This is a genomic window from Pseudomonas sp. Pme6b, from assembly GCF_058129925.1.
Genome location: NZ_CM176704.1, coordinates 6044596 through 6063198 on the forward strand (window position 1 = coordinate 6044596; position 18603 = coordinate 6063198).

The following is an 18603-nucleotide window of genomic DNA, read 5'->3' on the forward strand; positions in this document are numbered from 1 at the left end:
GTCCAATTCTCCAGCATGCAATTATTAGTTGTTGTAATCAGCCAAGAGGGGATGCAAGTTACGAAGGAAACTTAATGCGTTCAAACTGCGCCATGGTAGTGTCGAAGGCACGTTGTGCCGCCAACGCCAATGGCAACTTGCGGCATTCGGCGCTGATCAACTCCACGCCCCAGGGCCCGCGATAACCGACGTTAACGATTTGCTGAATAAACTCGGGCACGTCTAACTGGCCGTCGCCGCAAAACTTGCGATGATGCGTGGAATCATTGAACAACGACTCGACGATGGCATGGTTGGCGTCGTCCAACTCGATGGACTTGACTAACTCCACCGGCAACTTGGCAATTTCGTCGAAGCTCATGCCGCCACGCGCCACATGCCAAGTGTCAACCAGCAGGCCGCCATTGGTGCGAACGCCTTCGGTAACGGCAATCGCCCGGTCAATGGTGTTAACGCTGGAAAAAGGCAGAAACTCAATGGCCACATTGACGCCGTAGGGCTGGGCGCGGTCGCACAGCGTTGCGAAGCTGTCACGCATCAGAGCGATGTCGGGGGGACCCTCTTCAAACAAGCCGCCAGCTACTTTCATATTGTGGGCGCCCAGCTCACCAGCGATCTCCAGCAACTCGTCACGCACATGGTTGGAGGCGGCGCGGGGCGCGCCCTGCAAGTGCCAATCGGTCAGAAACTCGACTTCCAGGAACTTGATGCCATTGTCTTTAAACAAGCTGCGCATGGTCGCCAAGCCCAGCTTCGCGACGTTGTGCAGCAGGTCCGCGTGCACAAACCCCATGCCGCGCCAGCCTGCGTTAGCGGCCGCTTCGACACGAGCCTGCAGCGAAAACGGGCTGATTTCGCTGGGGGCACCTGGGTAGGTGTTGCCCGCTAGGGTCCAATAAGCAGCCAGCAGTTCTACATTATTATTAGGCATGACGATCACTTATAAGTCAGGTTAAATAAGCGGGCAATCGAACATTAGGCAGACGTCAGCACAAAGTCCCAGTCAACGGCAAAAAAAGGTACTGGCAGGTCATAGCGCCGGGCCTTGGCGGCATCGGTCTCGGCGGTAAACTGCGCGATCAGCTCCTTCTTTACCCCGAACACAGTATCTTCGTGCAGGTACGGGCAGTCAGGGGTGAAGATGTGAGTGATCACCTGGTCATAGCCGGGCGCCGTAACGATAAAGTGCAGGTGCGCCGCCCTATTGGGATGGCGCCCCAAACTGCCAAGCAATTTGCCGACCGGGCCGTCGGCCGGAATCGGATAGTGCCGGGGCTTGACCGTGCGAAAAGCGTAGAATCCGTTGGCGTCGCTGGTGAACAAGCCGCGTAGGTTGTAGTCAGGTTGTACGCCTTTCTGCTGGACGTCGTAGAAGCCATCATCGTTGGTTTGCCAGATGTCCAAGGTCGCACCGGCAATCGGATTGCCTGCGGTATCCATCACCCGACCACTGACCAATGTAGGCTCACCTTTGCCGTCCTTGCAGATGTTGGCGCCGTTCTCGTAGTGCGGCGCATTGGCAACATAGAACGGGCCCAAGATGGTGTTGGGCGTGGCGCCCTTAGGCCGACGGTGATTGATGGCATCGACCAGCATGGTCGCGCCCAATACGTCAGACAACAGGATGTATTCCTGGCGCCAGTCGGTGCACATCTGGCCGGTCCTGGTTAAAAATTCGATGGCTGCAAACCACTCATCATGGGAGGGCTCGATTTCCTTAATGGCCTCATGCAGGTGCCGCGTCATTACCGACATTACTTCCTTGAGCCTCGGGCTGGCGTGCTCGGTGATACGGGCATTGACGATCTCGGCCGAGCGCTCTTCTTCGAACAGGCCGCCAATCGGCGTTTCAGGATCCAGATGTGCTGTCATCCCATATACTCCTTGTTATTTATACTTGCAGGCCGGCGCGTCGGCATGGCCCATCGGTGTCTCTCAGTACGCACGGGCCGGAACCTGCTTTCGGTGGCTACCGCCCAAGCGTTGCTCCATCATTTCCTCGATCTGTTCCAAGCTCAGCCCCTTGGTTTCAGGCAACCACAAGGTGCAGAACACAATGGAGCCGATGTTGATCACGGCGAACAAGAAGAAGGTCATGCCGCCCATCACACCGAGCAAAATCGGGAAAAGCAGCGCGACGATGGCGTTGAAAATCCAGAAAATACCTACGGCAATCCCATTCATCAGGCCGCGGGCATGGGTGGGGAACAGCTCGGACATCAGCAGCCAGTACACCGGTCCGATGCACATCTGCATAAATAACAGGAACACCAACACACCCGACAACGCTAGGTAGCTCTGCATCAGTGAGTGCGGCATGAAGTTGAGCACAACACCTAGAAACACTTGCGCGCACACCACTACTGTCAGGCCCAGTAGGAGCATGGTGCGGCGCCCCATGCGATTGATGATCCACATCCCGATCAAGGTGGCGATCACCGCCACCACACCGTTGCCGATGGTAGCGATCAGGGCGGCATTGGTGCCCATGCCGGTTTCCTTGAGAATCATCGGCGTGTAGTACATGAACGCGTTGACCCCGGTAAACTGAATGACAAAACCCAGGCCGATACCCATGAGCAACAGCTTGAGCATCCAAGGTTCCTTAAGCTTGCTCCAGACACCGGAGTGCTTTTTTTCGAGCTTGTGCTGGGCGATGATTTCTTTCATCTCGCGGTCGACCTCGCGCTGCGTGTCGCGGATGCCGCTCAGCGTCGCCTTGGCGTCGTCAATACGGCCCTTGCTGACCAGCCAGCGAGGCGAGACCGGGACGAAGTACATGCCCACGTACAGCAGCAGCGCGGGGATCAGGGCAATGGCCAGCATGTAACGCCAGATGATTGGACTGTCAAACAGATGCGCCAAAACCGCACTGGCAACGTACGCAAGGCACTGCCCGGACACGATCATCAGCTCGCTCTGGCACACAAGCCGTCCGCGATGCTCGGGCGCTGCCAGTTCGGCGATCAACACCGGTACGGTCGACGAGGCACCGCCCACGGCGATGCCAAGAATGAAACGAGTGATGAGCATAGTGGTGAGATCAGGAGAACAAGCGGTACCCAAAGCGCCAATAGCGAATAGCAGCGCCAGCGCTTTGAGCACACTGAGGCGGCCGTAGCGATCAGACAGTTGCCCCGCAAACAAGGCGCCAAACGCCCCACCGAAAATCAGCGCTGAGGCCACCAGACCTTCGGACATGGGGGTCAGGCCCAGGCCACCCCGAGCCGGCTCTAGGGTCATGAACGGCAAGGCGCCGGAAATGACACCAGTGTCGTAGCCGAAGCCTAGGGAGCCCATGGTGGTGATAGCAGCAATTCGCCAGAGAATTCGCGATGAAGCATTACCTGTGGCCGGGGAGTCAGACATGAGGTCAACCTTATTGAAATTATTGGTACGCTCAGTGGGAGTGAGACTACTGGCATCGAATCGGAAAAAGAATGCCTGAATGGCAAATGTGTTTTCCGCCTGCTGGAAAACTTCCGACTTCATCGCCGCCGTATTACGGCCAATGGCAAGCCCTTCACCGCGCAACCGCCCGAGCCTAGAACGTGGCCTGAACCTTCAAGCCGGCAATTACGGCTGTATCGATGTCACGCACACCGCCGGTTTTTTCAACCAATTGCAGGTTAGGCGCGCGGTCAGCCAATTGCGGCTCGGGTTGCACGCACCGCCGTGGAGCCAATCATCCAGGTGTCCAGATCGATCAGTCCTTCCTGGATGAGTCGAATGTGCAAGCGTTCCAGTATCCGGTCGAATGTGCCGTTATAGCGCCAGTCACGAAAACGCTGATACACCGTCGACCAAGGCCCACAGCGTTCCGGCAGATCACGCCAGGCAGCACCCGAGCACAAAATTCAAAGGATTCCGTGGAGTACCAGACGATCCTGAATCTGCCTCAACGCGTCCAGTGATCTTCATATTGATGTTCGTTGAAGTCCGCTAACAAAAAGTCAATAAATACCCGAAGTTTAGTGGGCATGTAACGTCGACTTTGAAACGCCATGTTAATTGTCAGGCGCGGCAAGTCCCAATCGTCAATTACCGGAATAAGCCGCCCGGCCACAAGATCGGCGTTAATAATGTACTTGGGTTGCACAAGAATACCGCCGCCCGCCAATGCGGCCGCACGTACAATTTGCCCATCGTTAGTTTCCAGAATTGGTTCGACTTTGTACGCCACCTCGTTCTCACCTTGGGTGAAGCGCATCACCCGCGGCTTGTTGGCGTGACTGTAGATAAGCAGGTCGTGCTCGGCGAGGTCGGCGACGGTGCGCGGGATGCCCTTGCGCTTGAGATAGCCTGGCGAAGCGGCCAGCACCCGGCGTGTCTCAGCTAAGCGGCGAATAGTGATATTGGAGTCGGGTTCGTACTCTTTGGTACGAATGGCCAGGTCGACCTCACTGTCGATGATATCGAAGTAGCGATTCTCGCCCAGCACCTTGATGTTGATGTGGGGATACAGCTTGCGAAATGCCGGGATCAGGGGGGCTATGTGTAACATGCAAAACGAAATCGACGAGGTGATAGTCAGTGTACCTACAGGCTGCACCAGCGATTCACTGAGCGACGCCTCCGCCTCCTTGAGCTCACCGAGCAGACTTTTGCAACTGGTGTAGAACTGATGCCCGGAGTGAGTGAGTGCCAGGCGCCGGGTGTTACGGTCGATCAAACGCACATTGAGCCGTTGCTCCAGCGCCACCAAATGGCGACTGGCAGCTGCATTGGACAGACCCAATATTTCCGCCGCTTTGCTCAATGTTCCGACTTCGGCTGTGAGAATAAACAGCTCCAACTCGGTCAAGCGATCCATGGGTTGCTCCGTTTTTTTTATTTTTTCATAGGTGAAATAAAGAATTCCATATCCAGACTTTTTTTGCACTCTTCGGAACTATAACGTGCGGCGCTATATGCTGAAAATAGCCGGTGCCTGATCGATCACCTGCTCAACAACACCTGCACAGGCAGCAGAAGCTCGGGAGCCACGGTGCGCAATCTGGATGAAACCACTATTACCCAGGCGGTACTGGCAACCCGTCGCAGTGCTTCGGACGCCCGGCTCAGCGAGTTGATGACCTGCCTGGTACAGCACCTGCACGGATTTGCTCGGGACATCAAGCTGACCGAGCAGGAGTGGCAACGCGGGATCGACTTTCTTGAGCAAGTGGGCCAGGCCGGTTCGCCGAATCATCGCGAGTATGCCCTGCTGTCCCACATACTCGGCCTGCCGGCCCTGGTGCTCGCTCAAAATCGCAAACGTTCGCCAGTCTGCACCGAGCCTGCAGTGTCCGAAGAACGATCAGACGGCCAAGCGCATGTCCATGACCTGGGAGTCGATCGGCACGTTGCCTACACAGGCGCCAAAGGCTGGGTGCAAGGCACGGTGCGCGACACGAAGGCCATGGTCATCCCCTACGCCACCTTGCAGGTGTTGCCTTCCCGCACCCATGGCACGCGTCCCGCCTTGCTGCAGGCCGATGCGAACGGGCAGTTTTGCTTTTGCACGGTGCTTCCGCAAAGCCATCAGGTAGCACAACAGGGGCCGGTCAATATTTTGCTCACTGCATTGGATCGACCGGCTTGGCGCCCGGCGTATCTGGAATTCGTGATCAATACAACGGGCTTTAGAGAGCTGACCACCCTGATATTTTGCGAAGGCGATCCGCACCTAGCTACCGACGCGCTGTTCGGCGTGCGCGCATCGCTGATAGCTCAATGGCAGCTGCAGCCGCCGGGGTGCTTGCCCGACGGCATGCTTGGCGCAGAGCCGTTTCACATCCTGAACTTCGATTTTGTACTGGCCCCCGCCTGATGGTCGTGCACGAGGAAACCATGATCCAGCAAGCATCTACCTTGGCGCACATCCGCTCCCTGCAGGCTCAGCGATACGCCGCGATGCAACAGGCCGACCAAGACGCATTCGCCCGTCCGTGTACGTACATTCCAACTGCGTGCAGGACGCCTTGGCGCGCTATCTGGCTGGAAAAAATGCGGCCATGGGTTGTACATGTATCACCACATCGAGCGTCAGGTCGACGAGGTCAGGCTATACGACGACACCGAGCTGGTCTTTGGCGAAATGTAGGCGCGCATCACCTCATATGGCGTCGACAAGTCGATTCACAACCGAAACCTCAGCGTCTGGCTGAACACAAGCGGTCACTGGCAGTTGTTTGCCTACCAACCCACCCCTGCCACAAGAGATCAACCACATGCCCACCTCTGACTTTGTCTATAACGGCCAACCTTCGCGCGTCATTTTTGGCAAAGGCTCACTGAAGCAACTGGAAGCGGAAATCGATCGTCTCGGCGCTCGGCGTGCTCTTATCCTCTGCACCCTGGAACAGCGTGCCCAAGCCGAGCACGTGGCCACTTTGCTGGGTGAGCGCGCCGCTGACATCTTCGATAAGGCCGTGATGCACGTGCCCATCGAAACCGCCCGCCAAGCTCGGGAAGTTGCGCGGCAACTGGACGCCGATTGCGCCGTGGCCATTGGCGGCGGCTCGACCACAGGCCTTGGCAAGGCGATTGCCATGGACTCCGGCCTACCGATTCTGGCAATCCCGACCACCTATGCGGGCTCGGAAATGACCTCGGTCTACGGACTGACAGAAAACGGCATAAAACGCACCGGCAAGGATCCACGTGTGCTGCCCAAAACGGTGATCTACGATCCCGAACTGACCACCAGCCTGCCTTTGGAAATATCTATCACCAGCGGCATGAACGCCATTGCCCACGCCGCCGAAGGGCTCTACGCGGAACTGGGCAGCCTGCGGCTGCAAATTGTGGGATTTTGAAATCGGTTATCATAGCCGAAATCGAGTCGATCCCTCCTCAGCACAGGCTTACACATGGCGTCAGAGACCAAAAAACGTAAACGGGCGAGCCGGGCAAAAGCCAAGGCAAAGCAGACCCGTCTCCAACGCGCCGGGCATACTACCTTCGTGCCCGATACCGACTTTTCCTTCGATATCGATCCTTTCGGTGATGTCGATCTTTGTAGTTGCTGCCAGACAGCGTATCTGAACGACAGGTTTCCCGACGCTTCTTGCGTAAGCGTTTAGATGAGAGAAGGGCCAGGCGGATTCGCCATCACCGCCGTCATTCACCACGATGAGGAGCCGCCCTGCTGACGTGGCCTCTGCACCGCCTGCTTACAAACCTCGACCGCTCAAAAATCTCTTCACGGCCAACGGCTGCTGGGCAGGTTTGCTGGAAACCGGCGGTCTGCGCCAAATCGAAGTGGAGTCGATCAGCAAAATGCTCGCCTGCGGCACCTCGATACTGGGCGTCAAACACTACACCTGTGGCAATGAGCATTGCCCGCACGTCAAATACCTGTGCAACACCTGCCATTGCCGGGCCTGTCCTTCCTGCGGCAAAAAGGCCACCGACCAGTGGATCGCCGTGCAAAACAACCGTCTGCCCGACTGCCCCTGGCAGCATCTGGTGTTCACGCTGCCCGACACGCTGTGGTCCCTGTTCTTCTACAACCGCTGGCTGCTCGATGCGCTGTTTCGTCTGGCGGCCGATAACCTGATCTACACCGCCAAGCGGCGCGGTTTGCGCGTCGGGATTTTCGGTGCGCTGCACACCTATGGCCGGCGGCTCAACTGGCATCCCCACGTCCACCTGTCGGTGACCGCGGGCGGCCTGGATGAGCAGGGCGTCTGGAAAAATCTGTCGTTCCACAAAGAGGCCCTGCGGCGGCGCTGGATGTGGCTGGTGCGCGATTACCTGCTGGGACAGCCGCTTTCGCAATTGACGATGCCGCCGCAGCTGGCCCACATCCACTGTGAAAGCGACTGGCGCCGTCTGATACTGGCCGCTGGTGGCCAGCACTGGCACATCCACTTGTCGAAGAAGACGGAAAACGGCCGAAAGACCGTCAATTACCTGGGCCGCTACCTGAAAAAACCGCCGATCTCGGGCAGTCGTCTGGCCCATTACACCTGCGGGGCCACGTTGAGCTTTACCTACCTGGATCACCGCACGCAGACCTATCAGCAGGAAACGCTGAGCCAGGCCGACATGCTGCGCCGGGTGGTGCAGCACATCCCGGAAAAGCATTTCCGGATGATCCGGTATTTTGGTTTTCTGGCCAATCGGGTGTGTGGGAAATACCTGCCGAAGGTCTATGAAGCATTGAAGATGGCGACGCCAGGACCGACACCGAAGCTGTATTTTGTGCAGATGGCCAAAGCCTTTCTAAACGTCGATCCGTTCCGCTGCGTGCTGTGTGGCGCGCGGATGGTCTACACGGCGGCAATCAGCGGGCTGACGGTGCAGGGACTGGTCCTCAACGCTCAGGCAATCGCGCAGATGAGGTACGTGAAGCCCTGACAGGGGGAAGGTGCGTCCGCACCTAGGCTCAGCGGTAAAATAACCTGCACAAATTCGGATTGATAGGGATTTTCACTGCATAAGTAACGCATCAGCGTCTTCCTACGCATCGCTATGAAGGCATGACGCCTCCTTCACAGCGTCAGGTTCATGCATAGGCATTTTGAAATTCCTATGCATCAAGATATCCGCGCCAAAGAGGCTGTTTCTGGGAAACTTCCGAAATACATCTTCGGAGGAATTTTTTCCTTTAATTAGAAGAGTTCTCGCCACAAAGGAACGCACCGTCTCCTCAGGCTGAATAGCTAAGATCATTTGCTCGTCAAAACCTTGAAGTGCGTTCCGAGCACGGTGGCCCGGAAAATCGTCACCGGCTCCTCAATCGGGGGGTTCGAAGGCGCCAGCGACAGACTTTATTTATTTCCGACAGACTTTATTTCGTAGCTTCACCGCTTCCCCCCTGTGGATAACTCACTCCACCGTCACCGACTTCGCCAGGTTCCTCGGCTGGTCAACATCCGTCCCTTTCAACACAGCCACATAATACGAAAGCAGCTGCAACGGAATGGTGTACAGAATCGGTGCCAAGGCGTCGATGATGTGCGGCATGGCGATGACGTGAGTGCCTTCGCCGTTCTTGAGCCCAGCCAGCTCATCCGCGAACACGATCAGTTCGCCGCCGCGGGCGCGTACTTCCTGCAGGTTGGATTTGAGTTTCTCCAGCAGCTCGTTGTTCGGCGCGACGGTGACGACCGGCATGTCGGCATCGACCAGCGCCAGCGGGCCGTGTTTCAGCTCGCCAGCCGGATAGGCTTCGGCGTGGATGTAGGAAATTTCTTTGAGCTTGAGTGCGCCTTCCATTGCTACAGGGAATTGCGCACCGCGGCCGAGGAACAGGGTGTGGTGCTTCTCGGCGAACAGCTCGGCGACTTTCTCGATGGTGCCGTCCATTGCCAGGGCTTCGCCCAAACGGGTTGGCAGACGGCGCAGTTCTTCGACCAGCTGTGCTTCAACGCCCTCTTCCAACGAGCCTTTGACCTGGCCGAGTGACAGGGTCAGCAGTAGCAAGGCGACCAGTTGGGTGGTGAAGGCTTTGGTCGATGCCACGCCGATTTCCGGGCCGGCTTGGGTTAGCAGGGTCAGGTCGGATTCACGTACCAGCGAGCTGATGCCGACGTTGCAGATCGCCAGGCTGGCCAGAAAGCCCAGTTCCTTGGCGTTGCGCAGCGCTGCCAGTGTGTCGGCGGTTTCACCGGATTGCGAGATCGAAACGAACAAGGTGTCCGGCTGAACCACGACCTTGCGGTAGCGGAACTCGCTGGCCACTTCGACCTGGCAAGGGATGCCGGCCAGACCTTCAAGCCAGTAACGCGCGACCATGCCTGCGTGGTAGCTGGTGCCACACGCCACGATCTGAACATTGCGTACTTTGGCGAACAATTCGGCAGCCTGTGGACCAAATGCGTGGACCAGCACTTGCTGTTGCCCCAGGCGACCTTCGAGGGTGCGCTGCACGACCTTGGGTTGCTCGTGGATTTCCTTGAGCATGAAGTGACGGTATTCGCCCTTGTCAGCGGCTTCGGCGCCTTCATGGTATTGCACCACTTCACGCTCGACCGACACACCGTCGACATTCCAGATCTGCACGCTGTCACGACGGATCTCGGCAATATCGCCTTCTTCCAGGTACATGAAACGGTCGGTCACCTGACGCAGCGCCAGTTGGTCAGAGGCCAGGAAGTTTTCACCCAGGCCCATGCCGATCACCAGCGGGCTGCCACTGCGGGCGGCCAGCAGGCGATCCGGCTGCGCGGCATTGATGACCGCAAGCCCATAAGCACCGTGAAGTTCTTTCACCGCAGCCTTCAGGGCAACCGCCAGATCGGCGGTGTCCTTGAGCTTGTGGTGCAGCAGATGGACGATGACTTCAGTGTCGGTATCGGATGCGAAGACGTACCCCAGGCTTCTCAGCTGTTCACGCAGAGCTTCGTGGTTCTCGATGATGCCGTTGTGGACAACTGCCAGTTTATCGGCCGAGAAGTGTGGATGAGCGTTACGTTCACACGGAGCGCCGTGCGTCGCCCAACGTGTGTGGGCGATACCCAGACGGCCGGTCAGCGGCTCGCCTGCCAGTGCCTGTTCCAGCTCACTGACCTTGCCCGAGCGACGTCGGCGCTCAAGGGTGCCTTCGTTGGTGAAAACAGCCACGCCCGCGCTGTCGTAACCGCGGTACTCAAGACGCTTGAGGCCTTCGAGCAAAATGGCCGTGATATTACGTTCAGCAACGGCGCCGACGATTCCACACATGGTTATCTCCTAGCTGACAGCAGCACAAATCAGATTGATGCCGCGGGCCTGTATCTGATCGCGAGCCTCGCTGGGCAGGCGATCATCAGTAATAAGGGTGTGGATACTGCTCCAGGGCAGCTCCAGATTGGGGATCTTGCGACCGACCTTGTCGGCCTCGACCATGACAACGACTTCCCGGGCGACTTCCGCCATGACCCGGCTCAAACCCAGAAGCTCATTAAACGTGGTGGTGCCACGAGTCAGATCGATGCCGTCGGCACCGATGAACAACTGATCGAAATCGTAGGAGCGCAGTACCTGTTCAGCGACCTGCCCCTGAAAAGACTCCGAGTGCGGATCCCATGTTCCGCCAGTCATCAACAGGACCGGTTCGTGTTCCAGCTCAGTAAGGGCTCGCGCCACATGCAGTGAGTTGGTCATGACCACCAGACCAGGTTGCTGGCCCAGTTCAGGGATCAACGCAGCCGTGGTGCTGCCACTGTCGACAATAATTCTGGCGTGCTCGCGAATTCGGGAAACCGCAGCGCGGGCAATGGCCTGTTTGTAACGGGAAACCGGCTGGCTGCTTTCGCTGATCAGCTCGTGAGGAAGCGGCACTGCGCCCCCGTAACGGCGCAACAGCAAACCATTGGTTTCGAGGGCTGCCAGATCCTTTCGAATCGTAACTTCAGAAGTTTCAAAGCGTTTGGCCAAATCGTCGACGCTAACTTCACCCAGCTCATTGAGCAGGGCAAGAATGTTGTGGCGACGTTGTGGTGTATTGCGCTTCGACATGACAGCCTTAAGTTTCGTTTCGAAAGATAACAAAGGCAATCAAAACCTATTTTTTGGGCTTGGTCAAGGCCAGAGGGTTTGGCAGGGCATTTTCAATGGAGCTTGAGGAACGAGATTCCTGTAACTCTCGCTCCAGTGCTCCGCTCTCAGAAGTATGCATAGGCCAGCTGGACCAACCCGGAATGCATTTCGTGGGAGCGGACTCGTCCGCGAAAACTGTTACAAAGATTCCAGGACGGAGGATGGCTTTCGCGGACGAGTCCGCTCCCACAGAACATCATTTTTCCGGGCTGTGGATAACTCAGTCTTTCCTGGTTTTTACCGGACGCTTCCAGCCTTCGATGTTGCGTTGGCGGGCGCGAGCCACGCCGAGTTGTTCAGCGGGCACGTTCTGCGTGATGGTCGAACCGGCTGCGGTCGTCGCACCATCAAAGATATCCACAGGCGCAACCAGTGAGTTGTTAGAACCAATGAACACGTCTGCACCCAACGTGGTCTTGTGCTTGTTGGCCCCATCGTAATTGCAGGTAATCGTCCCGGCACCTATGTTGGTACGTGCGCCGACCTCGGCATCGCCCATATAGGTCAGGTGGCCAACCTTGGCACCCTCGCCCAGGTTCGCATTCTTGAGTTCGACAAAGTTACCCACATGCGCTTTGGCGCCCAGCACACTGCCAGGGCGAAGGCGTGCAAACGGGCCGGCATCGCTGCCCTCGCCCAGAATTGCGCCTTCGATGTGGCTGTTGGCCTTGACGATGACACCCTTGCGCAGGGTGCTGTCCTTGATCACGCAGTTAGGGCCGATGACCACGTTGTCCTCGATGACTACCTTCCCTTCGAGGATCACGTTGATGTCGATCAGCACGTCGCGGCCGACGCTGACTTCACCGCGTACATCGAATCGCGCAGGGTCACGCAGGGTCACACCACCCGCCATCAACCGGCGGGCTTCGCGCAACTGGTAATGGCGCTCCAGCTCGGAGAGCTGTTTGCGATCATTGGCACCCTGCACTTCCATTGCGTCGTAAGGCTGCTCTGTAGCAACAATCAGCCCGTCATTGACGGCCATGGCAATTACGTCTGTGAGGTAATACTCGCCTTGGGCGTTGTTGTTGGACAGCCGCCCCAGCCAGTCAGCGAGACGCTTGGCAGGCACCGCGAGAATGCCAGTGTTGCCTTCAGTGATTGCCTTCTGTACATCGTTCGCATCCTTGTGCTCGACAATCGCGCAGACACGATTCTGCTGGTCGCGAACGATGCGGCCGTAGCCGGTAGGATCGTCCAGGGTGACAGTCAACAGGCCCAGTTGCTGCGGATTGACGAGTTTGAGCAGGCGCGTGAGCGTCTCCACTTCGATCAACGGCACATCGCCATAAAGAATCAACACGGTCTCAGCTGTAAGTGCAGGCAGCGCCTGAGCAACGGCGTGTCCTGTGCCCAGTTGCTTGTCCTGCATCACGAAATTCAAGTCATCGGCTGCCAGCTGTTCACGAACAGCATCAGCGCCGTGTCCGATCACGACGTGTATTCCACTTGGGGATAGCTGACGTGCGCTGTGGATAACATGACCAAGCATGGAGTTGCCAGCCACGGGATGCAGAACCTTGGGCAAGGCGGAACGCATACGGGTACCTTGGCCAGCAGCGAGAATAACGATATCGAGAGACATGATAGGACTACCAACTGAGCGGCAACCGGGCCGAAGGCGGGCTGACTTGAAAGAGGAAATCTGAAAAAAGAAAAAGGGTAGCCGAGGCTACCCTTTTTCTCAATCGCGCATCGAATGCAGCGGGGTTAGCCGCCGAACTTCTTGCGAATTTGCTGAACGGTGCGCAGCTGAGCTGCAGCCTCGGCCAGACGAGCAGTTGCAGAGCCGTAGTCGAAATCTGCGCCTTTCTCGTTCAGGGCCTTCTCGGCAGCCAGTACGGCAGCCTGAGCAGAAGCTTCATCCAGGTCGGCAGCACGTTGCACAGTATCGGCAAGCACCTTGACCATGTTCGGCTGAACCTCAAGGAAACCACCGGAGATGTAAAACACCTCGGCTTCCCCACCCTGCTTGATCAAGCGGATCGGGCCCGGCTTCAGATCAGTGATCAGCGGCGCGTGGCCTGGAGCGATACCGAGATCACCCAGGTTGCCGTGCGCAATCACCATCTCGACCAGACCGGAGAAGATTTCCCCTTCCGCGCTGACGATGTCGCAATGGACTGTCATAGCCATTTGCTTGCCTCAACCTAATTAGCGCCCGTTTCCGGGCGCCGGGATTACAGTTTCTTGGCTTTCTCGATCGCTTCTTCGATGCCGCCGACCATGTAGAACGCTTGTTCTGGCAGGTGGTCGTAGTCACCGTTGAGGATGCCTTTGAAGCCAGCAATGGTGTCTTTCAGGGAAACGTATTTACCCGAAGCACCGGTGAAGACTTCTGCCACGAAGAAAGGCTGGGACAGGAAGCGCTGGATCTTACGAGCACGGTTAACCAACTGTTTGTCGGTCTCCGACAGCTCGTCCATACCCAGAATCGCAATGATGTCTTTCAGCTCTTTGTAACGCTGCAACACATACTGAACGCCGCGAGCGGTGTCGTAGTGTTCCTGGCCAATGACGTTCGGGTCCAGCTGACGCGAAGTCGAGTCCAGTGGGTCTACCGCAGGGTAGATACCCAGGGAAGCGATGTCACGGGACAGTACGACGGTGGCGTCCAAGTGGGCAAACGTGGTCGCAGGCGACGGGTCAGTCAAGTCGTCCGCTGGTACGTATACGGCCTGGATCGAGGTGATCGAACCATTCTTGGTGGAAGTGATGCGCTCTTGCAGAGTGCCCATCTCTTCAGCCAGAGTCGGCTGGTAACCTACTGCGGAAGGCATACGGCCCAGCAGTGCGGATACTTCGGTACCGGCCAGGGTGTAACGATAGATGTTGTCGACGAACAGCAGAACGTCGTTACCTTCGTCACGGAACTTCTCGGCCATGGTCAGGCCGGTCAGTGCTACGCGCAGACGGTTACCCGGCGGCTCGTTCATCTGACCGTAAACCAGTGCCACTTTGTCCAGAACGTTGGAGTCCTTCATCTCGTGGTAGAAGTCGTTACCCTCACGAGTACGCTCACCCACACCGGCGAACACGGAATAACCGCTGTGCTCGATGGCGATGTTACGGATCAGTTCCATCATGTTTACGGTCTTGCCGACACCGGCACCACCGAACAGACCGACTTTACCGCCTTTGGCGAACGGGCAAACCAGGTCGATAACCTTGATGCCGGTTTCCAGAAGGTCGTTGCCGCCAGCCTGCTCAGCGAAGGACGGTGCAGGACGGTGAATGCCCCAGCGCTCTTCGGTGGCAATCGGGCCTGCTTCGTCGATCGGGTTGCCCAGCACGTCCATGATCCGGCCCAGAGTCGCTTTACCGACCGGTACGGAGATGGCTGCGCCAGAGTCTGTTACTTCCAGACCACGCTTCAAGCCCTCGGTGGAGCCCATCGCAATGGTACGAACCACGCCGTCGCCCAGCTGCTGCTGAACTTCCAGGGTGGTTCCTGCCGCGCTTTGAACTTCCAGCGCGTTGTAGATACTCGGTACGCTATCGCGTGGGAATTCCACGTCGATCACGGCGCCGATGATTTGAACGATACGTCCGCTACTCATTAGCTGGTTCCTCTAATATTTGAACCGTTAAACCGCGGCAGCGCCGCCGACGATTTCCGAGATCTCTTGGGTGATCGCTGCCTGACGCGCCTTGTTGTAGATCAACTGCAAATCGCTGATCAAATCACCGGCGTTGTCTGTGGCGTTCTTCATCGCGATCATCCGCGCTGCTTGTTCAGCTGCGTTGTTCTCGACCACCGCCTGGTACACCTGCGATTCCACGTAGCGAACCATAAGGCCGTCTAGCAGCTCTTTGGCATCGGGTTCGTAGAGATAGTCCCAGTGGTGCTTGAGCCCTTGATCCGGGGTTGCCACCAGCGGAATCAATTGCTCCACTGTTGGTTGCTGGGTCATGGTGTTGATGAACTTGTTGGATACCACGGACAGGCGATCAATACGGCCATCCAGGTAGGCATCCAGCATCACCTTGACGCTGCCGATCAAGTCGTTGATCGACGGCTCTTCGCCCAGGTGGCTGATCGCAGCGACGACGTTACCGCCGAAGTTGCGGAAAAATGCCGCACCTTTGCTGCCGACCACGCACAGATCGATCTCTACACTGTTTTCACGGTTCACCGCCATGTCCTTGACCAGAGTCTTGAACAGGTTGGTATTCAATCCACCACACAGACCACGGTCACTGCTCACTACAACATAACCGACGCGCTTCACAGGGCGCTCGATCATGAACGGGTGGCGGTACTCCGGGTTGGCGTTTGCCAGATGACCAATCACCTGACGAATGCGCTCCGCGTAAGGACGGCTAGCAGCCATGCGCATTTGAGCCTTGCGCATTTTGCTGACCGCCACTTTTTCCATGGCGCTGGTGATCTTTTGCGTGCTTTTGATGCTCGCAATCTTGCTGCGAATCTCTTTTGCGCCTGCCATGTAACACCTATCAGGTTAGCAAGCGGGAGCCTTGCGGCCCCCGCTGCGGCTTACCAGGTTTGGGTGGCCTTGAACTTCTCGATGCCGGCTTTCATGCCAGAATCGATTTCGTCATTGAAGTCACCCTTCACGTTGATCTTCGCCATCAAATCGGCGTGATCGCGGTTGAAGTAAGCAATCAGCGCTTGTTCAAAGCTGCCAATCTTGGCGATTTCGACGTCAGTCAGGAACCCACGCTCAGCGGCATACAGCGACAGCGCCATGTCAGCGATCGACATTGGTGCGTATTGCTTCTGCTTCATCAGCTCGGTAACGCGCTGACCATGCTCAAGTTGCTTGCGGGTCGCCTCGTCCAGGTCAGAAGCAAACTGGGCGAATGCCGCCAGTTCACGGTACTGAGCCAGAGCGGTACGGATACCACCGGAAAGCTTCTTGATGATCTTGGTCTGAGCGGCACCACCCACACGGGATACCGAAACACCGGCGTTCACAGCCGGACGGATGCCGGAGTTGAACATGGCCGATTCCAGGAAGATCTGACCGTCGGTGATGGAAATCACGTTGGTCGGAACGAACGCGGAAACGTCGCCAGCCTGGGTTTCGATGATCGGCAGTGCAGTCAGCGAGCCGGTTTTGCCGGTCACTGCGCCGTTGGTGAACTTCTCTACGTACTCTTCGGAAACACGCGATGCGCGCTCCAGCAGACGGGAGTGGAGATAGAACACGTCGCCTGGGTAAGCTTCACGGCCTGGTGGACGGCGCAGCAGCAGGGAAATCTGGCGGTAAGCCACTGCTTGCTTGGACAGATCGTCATAAACGATCAGCGCATCTTCACCGCGGTCGCGGAAAAACTCGCCCATGGTGCAACCCGAGTACGGTGCAAGGAATTGCAGCGCAGCGGATTCGGAAGCACTTGCAGCCACGACGATGGTGTTAGCCAGTGCGCCGTTTTCTTCGAGCTTGCGAACAACGTTGGCGATGGTCGATTGCTTCTGACCGATTGCTACGTAGACGCATAAGATGCCGCTGTTCTTCTGGTTGATGATTGCGTCGATGGCCAGAGCGGTTTTACCGATCTGACGGTCACCGATGATCAGCTCACGCTGGCCACGGCCGACAGGAATCATGGCATCGACAGCCTTGTAGCCAGTCTGTACAGGCTGGTCTACCGACTTACGCCAGATCACGCCTGGAGCAACTTTCTCGACCGCATCGGTCTCGGTGTTGTTCAGCGGACCTTTGCCGTCAACTGGGTTACCCAGTGCATCGACAACGCGACCCAGCAGTTCCTTACCAACCGGAACTTCGAGGATGCGGCCAGTGCACTTGGCGCTCATGCCTTCAGCCAGAGTCGTGTAAGCGCCCAGTACAACGGCACCCACGGAGTCTTGCTCAAGGTTCAGCGCCATACCGTAGACGCCGCCCGGAAACTCGATCATCTCGCCGTACATTACGTCGGCCAGACCGTGAATCCGCACGATACCGTCAGACACGCTGACGACTGTGCCTTCGTTACGGGCTTGGGAGGTTACATCGAGCTTGTCGATGCGACCCTTGATGATTTCACTTATTTCGGAAGGATTGAGTTGCTGCATTGCTCTGCTGCCCCTTCAAACTCAAGATTTCAATGCTTCGGCTAGTTTCGCGATCTTGCCACGAACTGAGCCATCGATAACCAGGTCGCCGGCGCGGATTACGACACCCCCTATGAGAGAGGCATCCTCCGCAGCATGCAGGCGCACTTCCCGGCCGAGCCGTGCACTGAGAACCTTGGCGAGTTTGTCTTGCTGTTCTTGGTTCAATGCGAAAGCACTGGTGACATCCACATCGACCGATTTTTCCTGCTCGGCCTTGTACAGGTCGAACAGTTCGGCGATCTCCGGCAGAAGCGGGAGGCGGTCGTTTTCAGCAACGACGTGAATGAAATTCTGTGCCTTGGCATCGAACTTTTCGCCACACACTTCAATAAAAGTGGTGGCCTTTTGTGCGCTCGTCAGTCGCGGGGCCTTGAGCATGCGCTGCATGGTGCCGTCTTGCGACACCGCAGCAGCCAGGCCGAGCATGGCTGACCAATTGGCCAGCTGCTGGTGGGCCTGCGCGTGCTCGAAGGCCGCCTTCGCGTAAGGTCGGGCCAACGTGGTCAGTTCTGCCATGATCGCCCTCGCTTAAATTTCAGCAGCCAGTTTGTTAACCAGCTCCGCGTGCGCGTTTTGATCGATTGTGGCACCCAGGATCTTCTCTGCGCCATTGACTGCCAGGCTGCCCAACTGGGCGCGCAAGGCGTCTTTGACACCGTTCAGTTCCTGCTCGATCTCGGCCTGAGCCTGGGCCTTCACACGGTCAGCTTCAACGCGTGCCGTTTCACGGGCTTCGTCGACGATCTGAGTACCGCGTTTCTTGGCTTGCTCAATGATTTCAGCTGCTTGAGCCTTAGCTTCGCGCAGTTGTTGACCCGCTTTCTCTTGGGCCAGCTCCAGGTCGCGAGCTGCTCGGGAAGCAGCGTCCAGTCCATCCGCGATCTTCTTCTGACGTTCGTGCAAAGCCGCGATGACCGGAGGCCACACGAACTTCATGCAGAAAATCACAAAAATGAAGAACGCAACGGACTGGCCAATCAGGGTTGCATTAATGTTCACGCCAA

Annotated in this window: 15 protein-coding genes and 2 pseudogenes; 3 read left to right on the forward strand and 14 right to left on the reverse strand. The window is 57.3% G+C overall.

The window, feature by feature from the left end:
* Positions 1-58: 58 nt before the first annotated feature.
* From AC4ANE_RS27530 to AC4ANE_RS27550, 5 genes and pseudogenes are all read right to left on the reverse strand, one after another.
* Complete coding sequence (locus AC4ANE_RS27530; RefSeq protein ID WP_031598261.1) at positions 59-931, reverse strand: sugar phosphate isomerase/epimerase family protein; 873 nt, start codon at positions 929-931, stop codon at positions 59-61.
* A gap of 44 nt (positions 932-975) precedes the next feature.
* Positions 976-1872, reverse strand: a complete 897-nt coding sequence (locus AC4ANE_RS27535) for an intradiol ring-cleavage dioxygenase (RefSeq protein WP_031598263.1) — start codon at positions 1870-1872, stop codon at positions 976-978.
* A gap of 63 nt (positions 1873-1935) precedes the next feature.
* Positions 1936-3369, reverse strand: coding sequence for a sugar porter family MFS transporter (locus AC4ANE_RS27540; RefSeq protein WP_031598264.1), 1434 nt, complete (start codon positions 3367-3369; stop codon positions 1936-1938).
* 275 nt (positions 3370-3644) lie between these two features.
* Positions 3645-3887, reverse strand: a pseudogene (locus AC4ANE_RS27545) (transposase); the annotation flags it as partial.
* Positions 3888-3898: 11 nt separating this feature from the next.
* Positions 3899-4813 carry a LysR family transcriptional regulator gene (locus AC4ANE_RS27550; protein ID WP_044423897.1) on the reverse strand — a complete coding sequence of 305 codons (915 nt, stop codon included), beginning with the start codon at positions 4811-4813 and terminating at the stop codon, positions 3899-3901.
* Positions 4814-4987: 174 nt separating this feature from the next.
* On the opposite strand from AC4ANE_RS27550, the gene AC4ANE_RS27555 reads away from it, so the two are divergent.
* The 3 genes and pseudogenes from AC4ANE_RS27555 (at position 4988) to AC4ANE_RS27565 (ending at position 8346) form a co-directional block, all read left to right on the forward strand.
* Entirely contained in the window at positions 4988-5812 is an 825-nt protein-coding gene (locus AC4ANE_RS27555) for a dioxygenase (protein ID WP_031598266.1), read from the forward strand.
* A gap of 400 nt (positions 5813-6212) precedes the next feature.
* A pseudogene (locus AC4ANE_RS27560) lies at positions 6213-6791 on the forward strand (iron-containing alcohol dehydrogenase); the annotation flags it as partial.
* Positions 6792-7116: 325 nt separating this feature from the next.
* Complete coding sequence (locus AC4ANE_RS27565; RefSeq protein ID WP_460408642.1) at positions 7117-8346, forward strand: IS91 family transposase; 1230 nt, start codon at positions 7117-7119, stop codon at positions 8344-8346.
* A 471-nt stretch (positions 8347-8817) separates the two neighbouring features.
* On the opposite strand, the gene glmS is transcribed toward AC4ANE_RS27565, so the two are convergent.
* The 9 genes from glmS to AC4ANE_RS27610 all read right to left on the reverse strand — a co-directional run bounded on the left by glmS (position 8818) and on the right by AC4ANE_RS27610 (position 18598).
* Positions 8818-10653: a glutamine--fructose-6-phosphate transaminase (isomerizing) gene (gene glmS, locus AC4ANE_RS27570; RefSeq protein ID WP_002555978.1), complete on the reverse strand. Its 1836-nt coding sequence runs from the start codon at positions 10651-10653 to the stop codon at positions 8818-8820.
* 9 nt (positions 10654-10662) lie between these two features.
* Positions 10663-11430: a DeoR/GlpR family DNA-binding transcription regulator gene (locus AC4ANE_RS27575; protein WP_002555979.1), complete on the reverse strand. Its 768-nt coding sequence runs from the start codon at positions 11428-11430 to the stop codon at positions 10663-10665.
* Between the two features lie 301 nt (positions 11431-11731).
* Positions 11732-13099, reverse strand: coding sequence for a bifunctional UDP-N-acetylglucosamine diphosphorylase/glucosamine-1-phosphate N-acetyltransferase GlmU (glmU, locus tag AC4ANE_RS27580; protein ID WP_002555980.1), 1368 nt, complete (start codon positions 13097-13099; stop codon positions 11732-11734).
* 125 nt (positions 13100-13224) lie between these two features.
* Positions 13225-13650, reverse strand: a complete 426-nt coding sequence (locus AC4ANE_RS27585) for a F0F1 ATP synthase subunit epsilon (protein ID WP_002555981.1) — start codon at positions 13648-13650, stop codon at positions 13225-13227.
* 44 nt (positions 13651-13694) lie between these two features.
* The gene (gene atpD / locus AC4ANE_RS27590; protein WP_002555982.1) at positions 13695-15074 is read right to left on the reverse strand and encodes a F0F1 ATP synthase subunit beta; all 1380 of its coding nucleotides are present in this window, start codon (positions 15072-15074) and stop codon (positions 13695-13697) included.
* A gap of 27 nt (positions 15075-15101) precedes the next feature.
* Complete coding sequence (gene atpG / locus AC4ANE_RS27595; protein ID WP_002555983.1) at positions 15102-15962, reverse strand: F0F1 ATP synthase subunit gamma; 861 nt, start codon at positions 15960-15962, stop codon at positions 15102-15104.
* Between the two features lie 50 nt (positions 15963-16012).
* On the reverse strand, positions 16013-17557 hold the full coding sequence (gene atpA, locus AC4ANE_RS27600; RefSeq protein WP_460408644.1) for a F0F1 ATP synthase subunit alpha: 1545 nt from the start codon (positions 17555-17557) through the stop codon (positions 16013-16015).
* Positions 17558-17578: 21 nt separating this feature from the next.
* Positions 17579-18115 (reverse strand): F0F1 ATP synthase subunit delta, encoded by a 537-nt coding sequence (locus tag AC4ANE_RS27605; protein ID WP_002555985.1) that lies wholly within the window; start codon positions 18113-18115, stop codon positions 17579-17581.
* Positions 18116-18127: 12 nt separating this feature from the next.
* The gene (locus AC4ANE_RS27610; RefSeq protein WP_002555986.1) at positions 18128-18598 is read right to left on the reverse strand and encodes a F0F1 ATP synthase subunit B; all 471 of its coding nucleotides are present in this window, start codon (positions 18596-18598) and stop codon (positions 18128-18130) included.
* Between the last annotated feature and the right edge of the window lie 5 nt (positions 18599-18603).

What these genes read in the sequence shown, in the direction of transcription:
- atpG (WP_002555983.1), bottom strand. Translation starts at nt 15,962, where the DNA reads ATGGCAGGCGCAAAAGAGATTCGCAGCAAGATTGCGAGCATCAAAAGC.
- glmS (WP_002555978.1), bottom strand. Translation starts at nt 10,653, where the DNA reads ATGTGTGGAATCGTCGGCGCCGTTGCTGAACGTAATATCACGGCCATT.
- glmU (WP_002555980.1), bottom strand. Translation starts at nt 13,099, where the DNA reads ATGTCTCTCGATATCGTTATTCTCGCTGCTGGCCAAGGTACCCGTATG.
- AC4ANE_RS27540 (WP_031598264.1), bottom strand. Translation starts at nt 3,369, where the DNA reads ATGTCTGACTCCCCGGCCACAGGTAATGCTTCATCGCGAATTCTCTGG.
- AC4ANE_RS27585 (WP_002555981.1), bottom strand. Translation starts at nt 13,650, where the DNA reads ATGGCTATGACAGTCCATTGCGACATCGTCAGCGCGGAAGGGGAAATC.
- AC4ANE_RS27550 (WP_044423897.1), bottom strand. Translation starts at nt 4,813, where the DNA reads ATGGATCGCTTGACCGAGTTGGAGCTGTTTATTCTCACAGCCGAAGTC.
- AC4ANE_RS27605 (WP_002555985.1), bottom strand. Translation starts at nt 18,115, where the DNA reads ATGGCAGAACTGACCACGTTGGCCCGACCTTACGCGAAGGCGGCCTTC.
- atpA (WP_460408644.1), bottom strand. Translation starts at nt 17,557, where the DNA reads ATGCAGCAACTCAATCCTTCCGAAATAAGTGAAATCATCAAGGGTCGC.
- AC4ANE_RS27565 (WP_460408642.1), top strand. Translation starts at nt 7,117, where the DNA reads ATGAGGAGCCGCCCTGCTGACGTGGCCTCTGCACCGCCTGCTTACAAA.
- AC4ANE_RS27535 (WP_031598263.1), bottom strand. Translation starts at nt 1,872, where the DNA reads ATGACAGCACATCTGGATCCTGAAACGCCGATTGGCGGCCTGTTCGAA.
- AC4ANE_RS27575 (WP_002555979.1), bottom strand. Translation starts at nt 11,430, where the DNA reads ATGTCGAAGCGCAATACACCACAACGTCGCCACAACATTCTTGCCCTG.
- atpD (WP_002555982.1), bottom strand. Translation starts at nt 15,074, where the DNA reads ATGAGTAGCGGACGTATCGTTCAAATCATCGGCGCCGTGATCGACGTG.
- AC4ANE_RS27530 (WP_031598261.1), bottom strand. Translation starts at nt 931, where the DNA reads ATGCCTAATAATAATGTAGAACTGCTGGCTGCTTATTGGACCCTAGCG.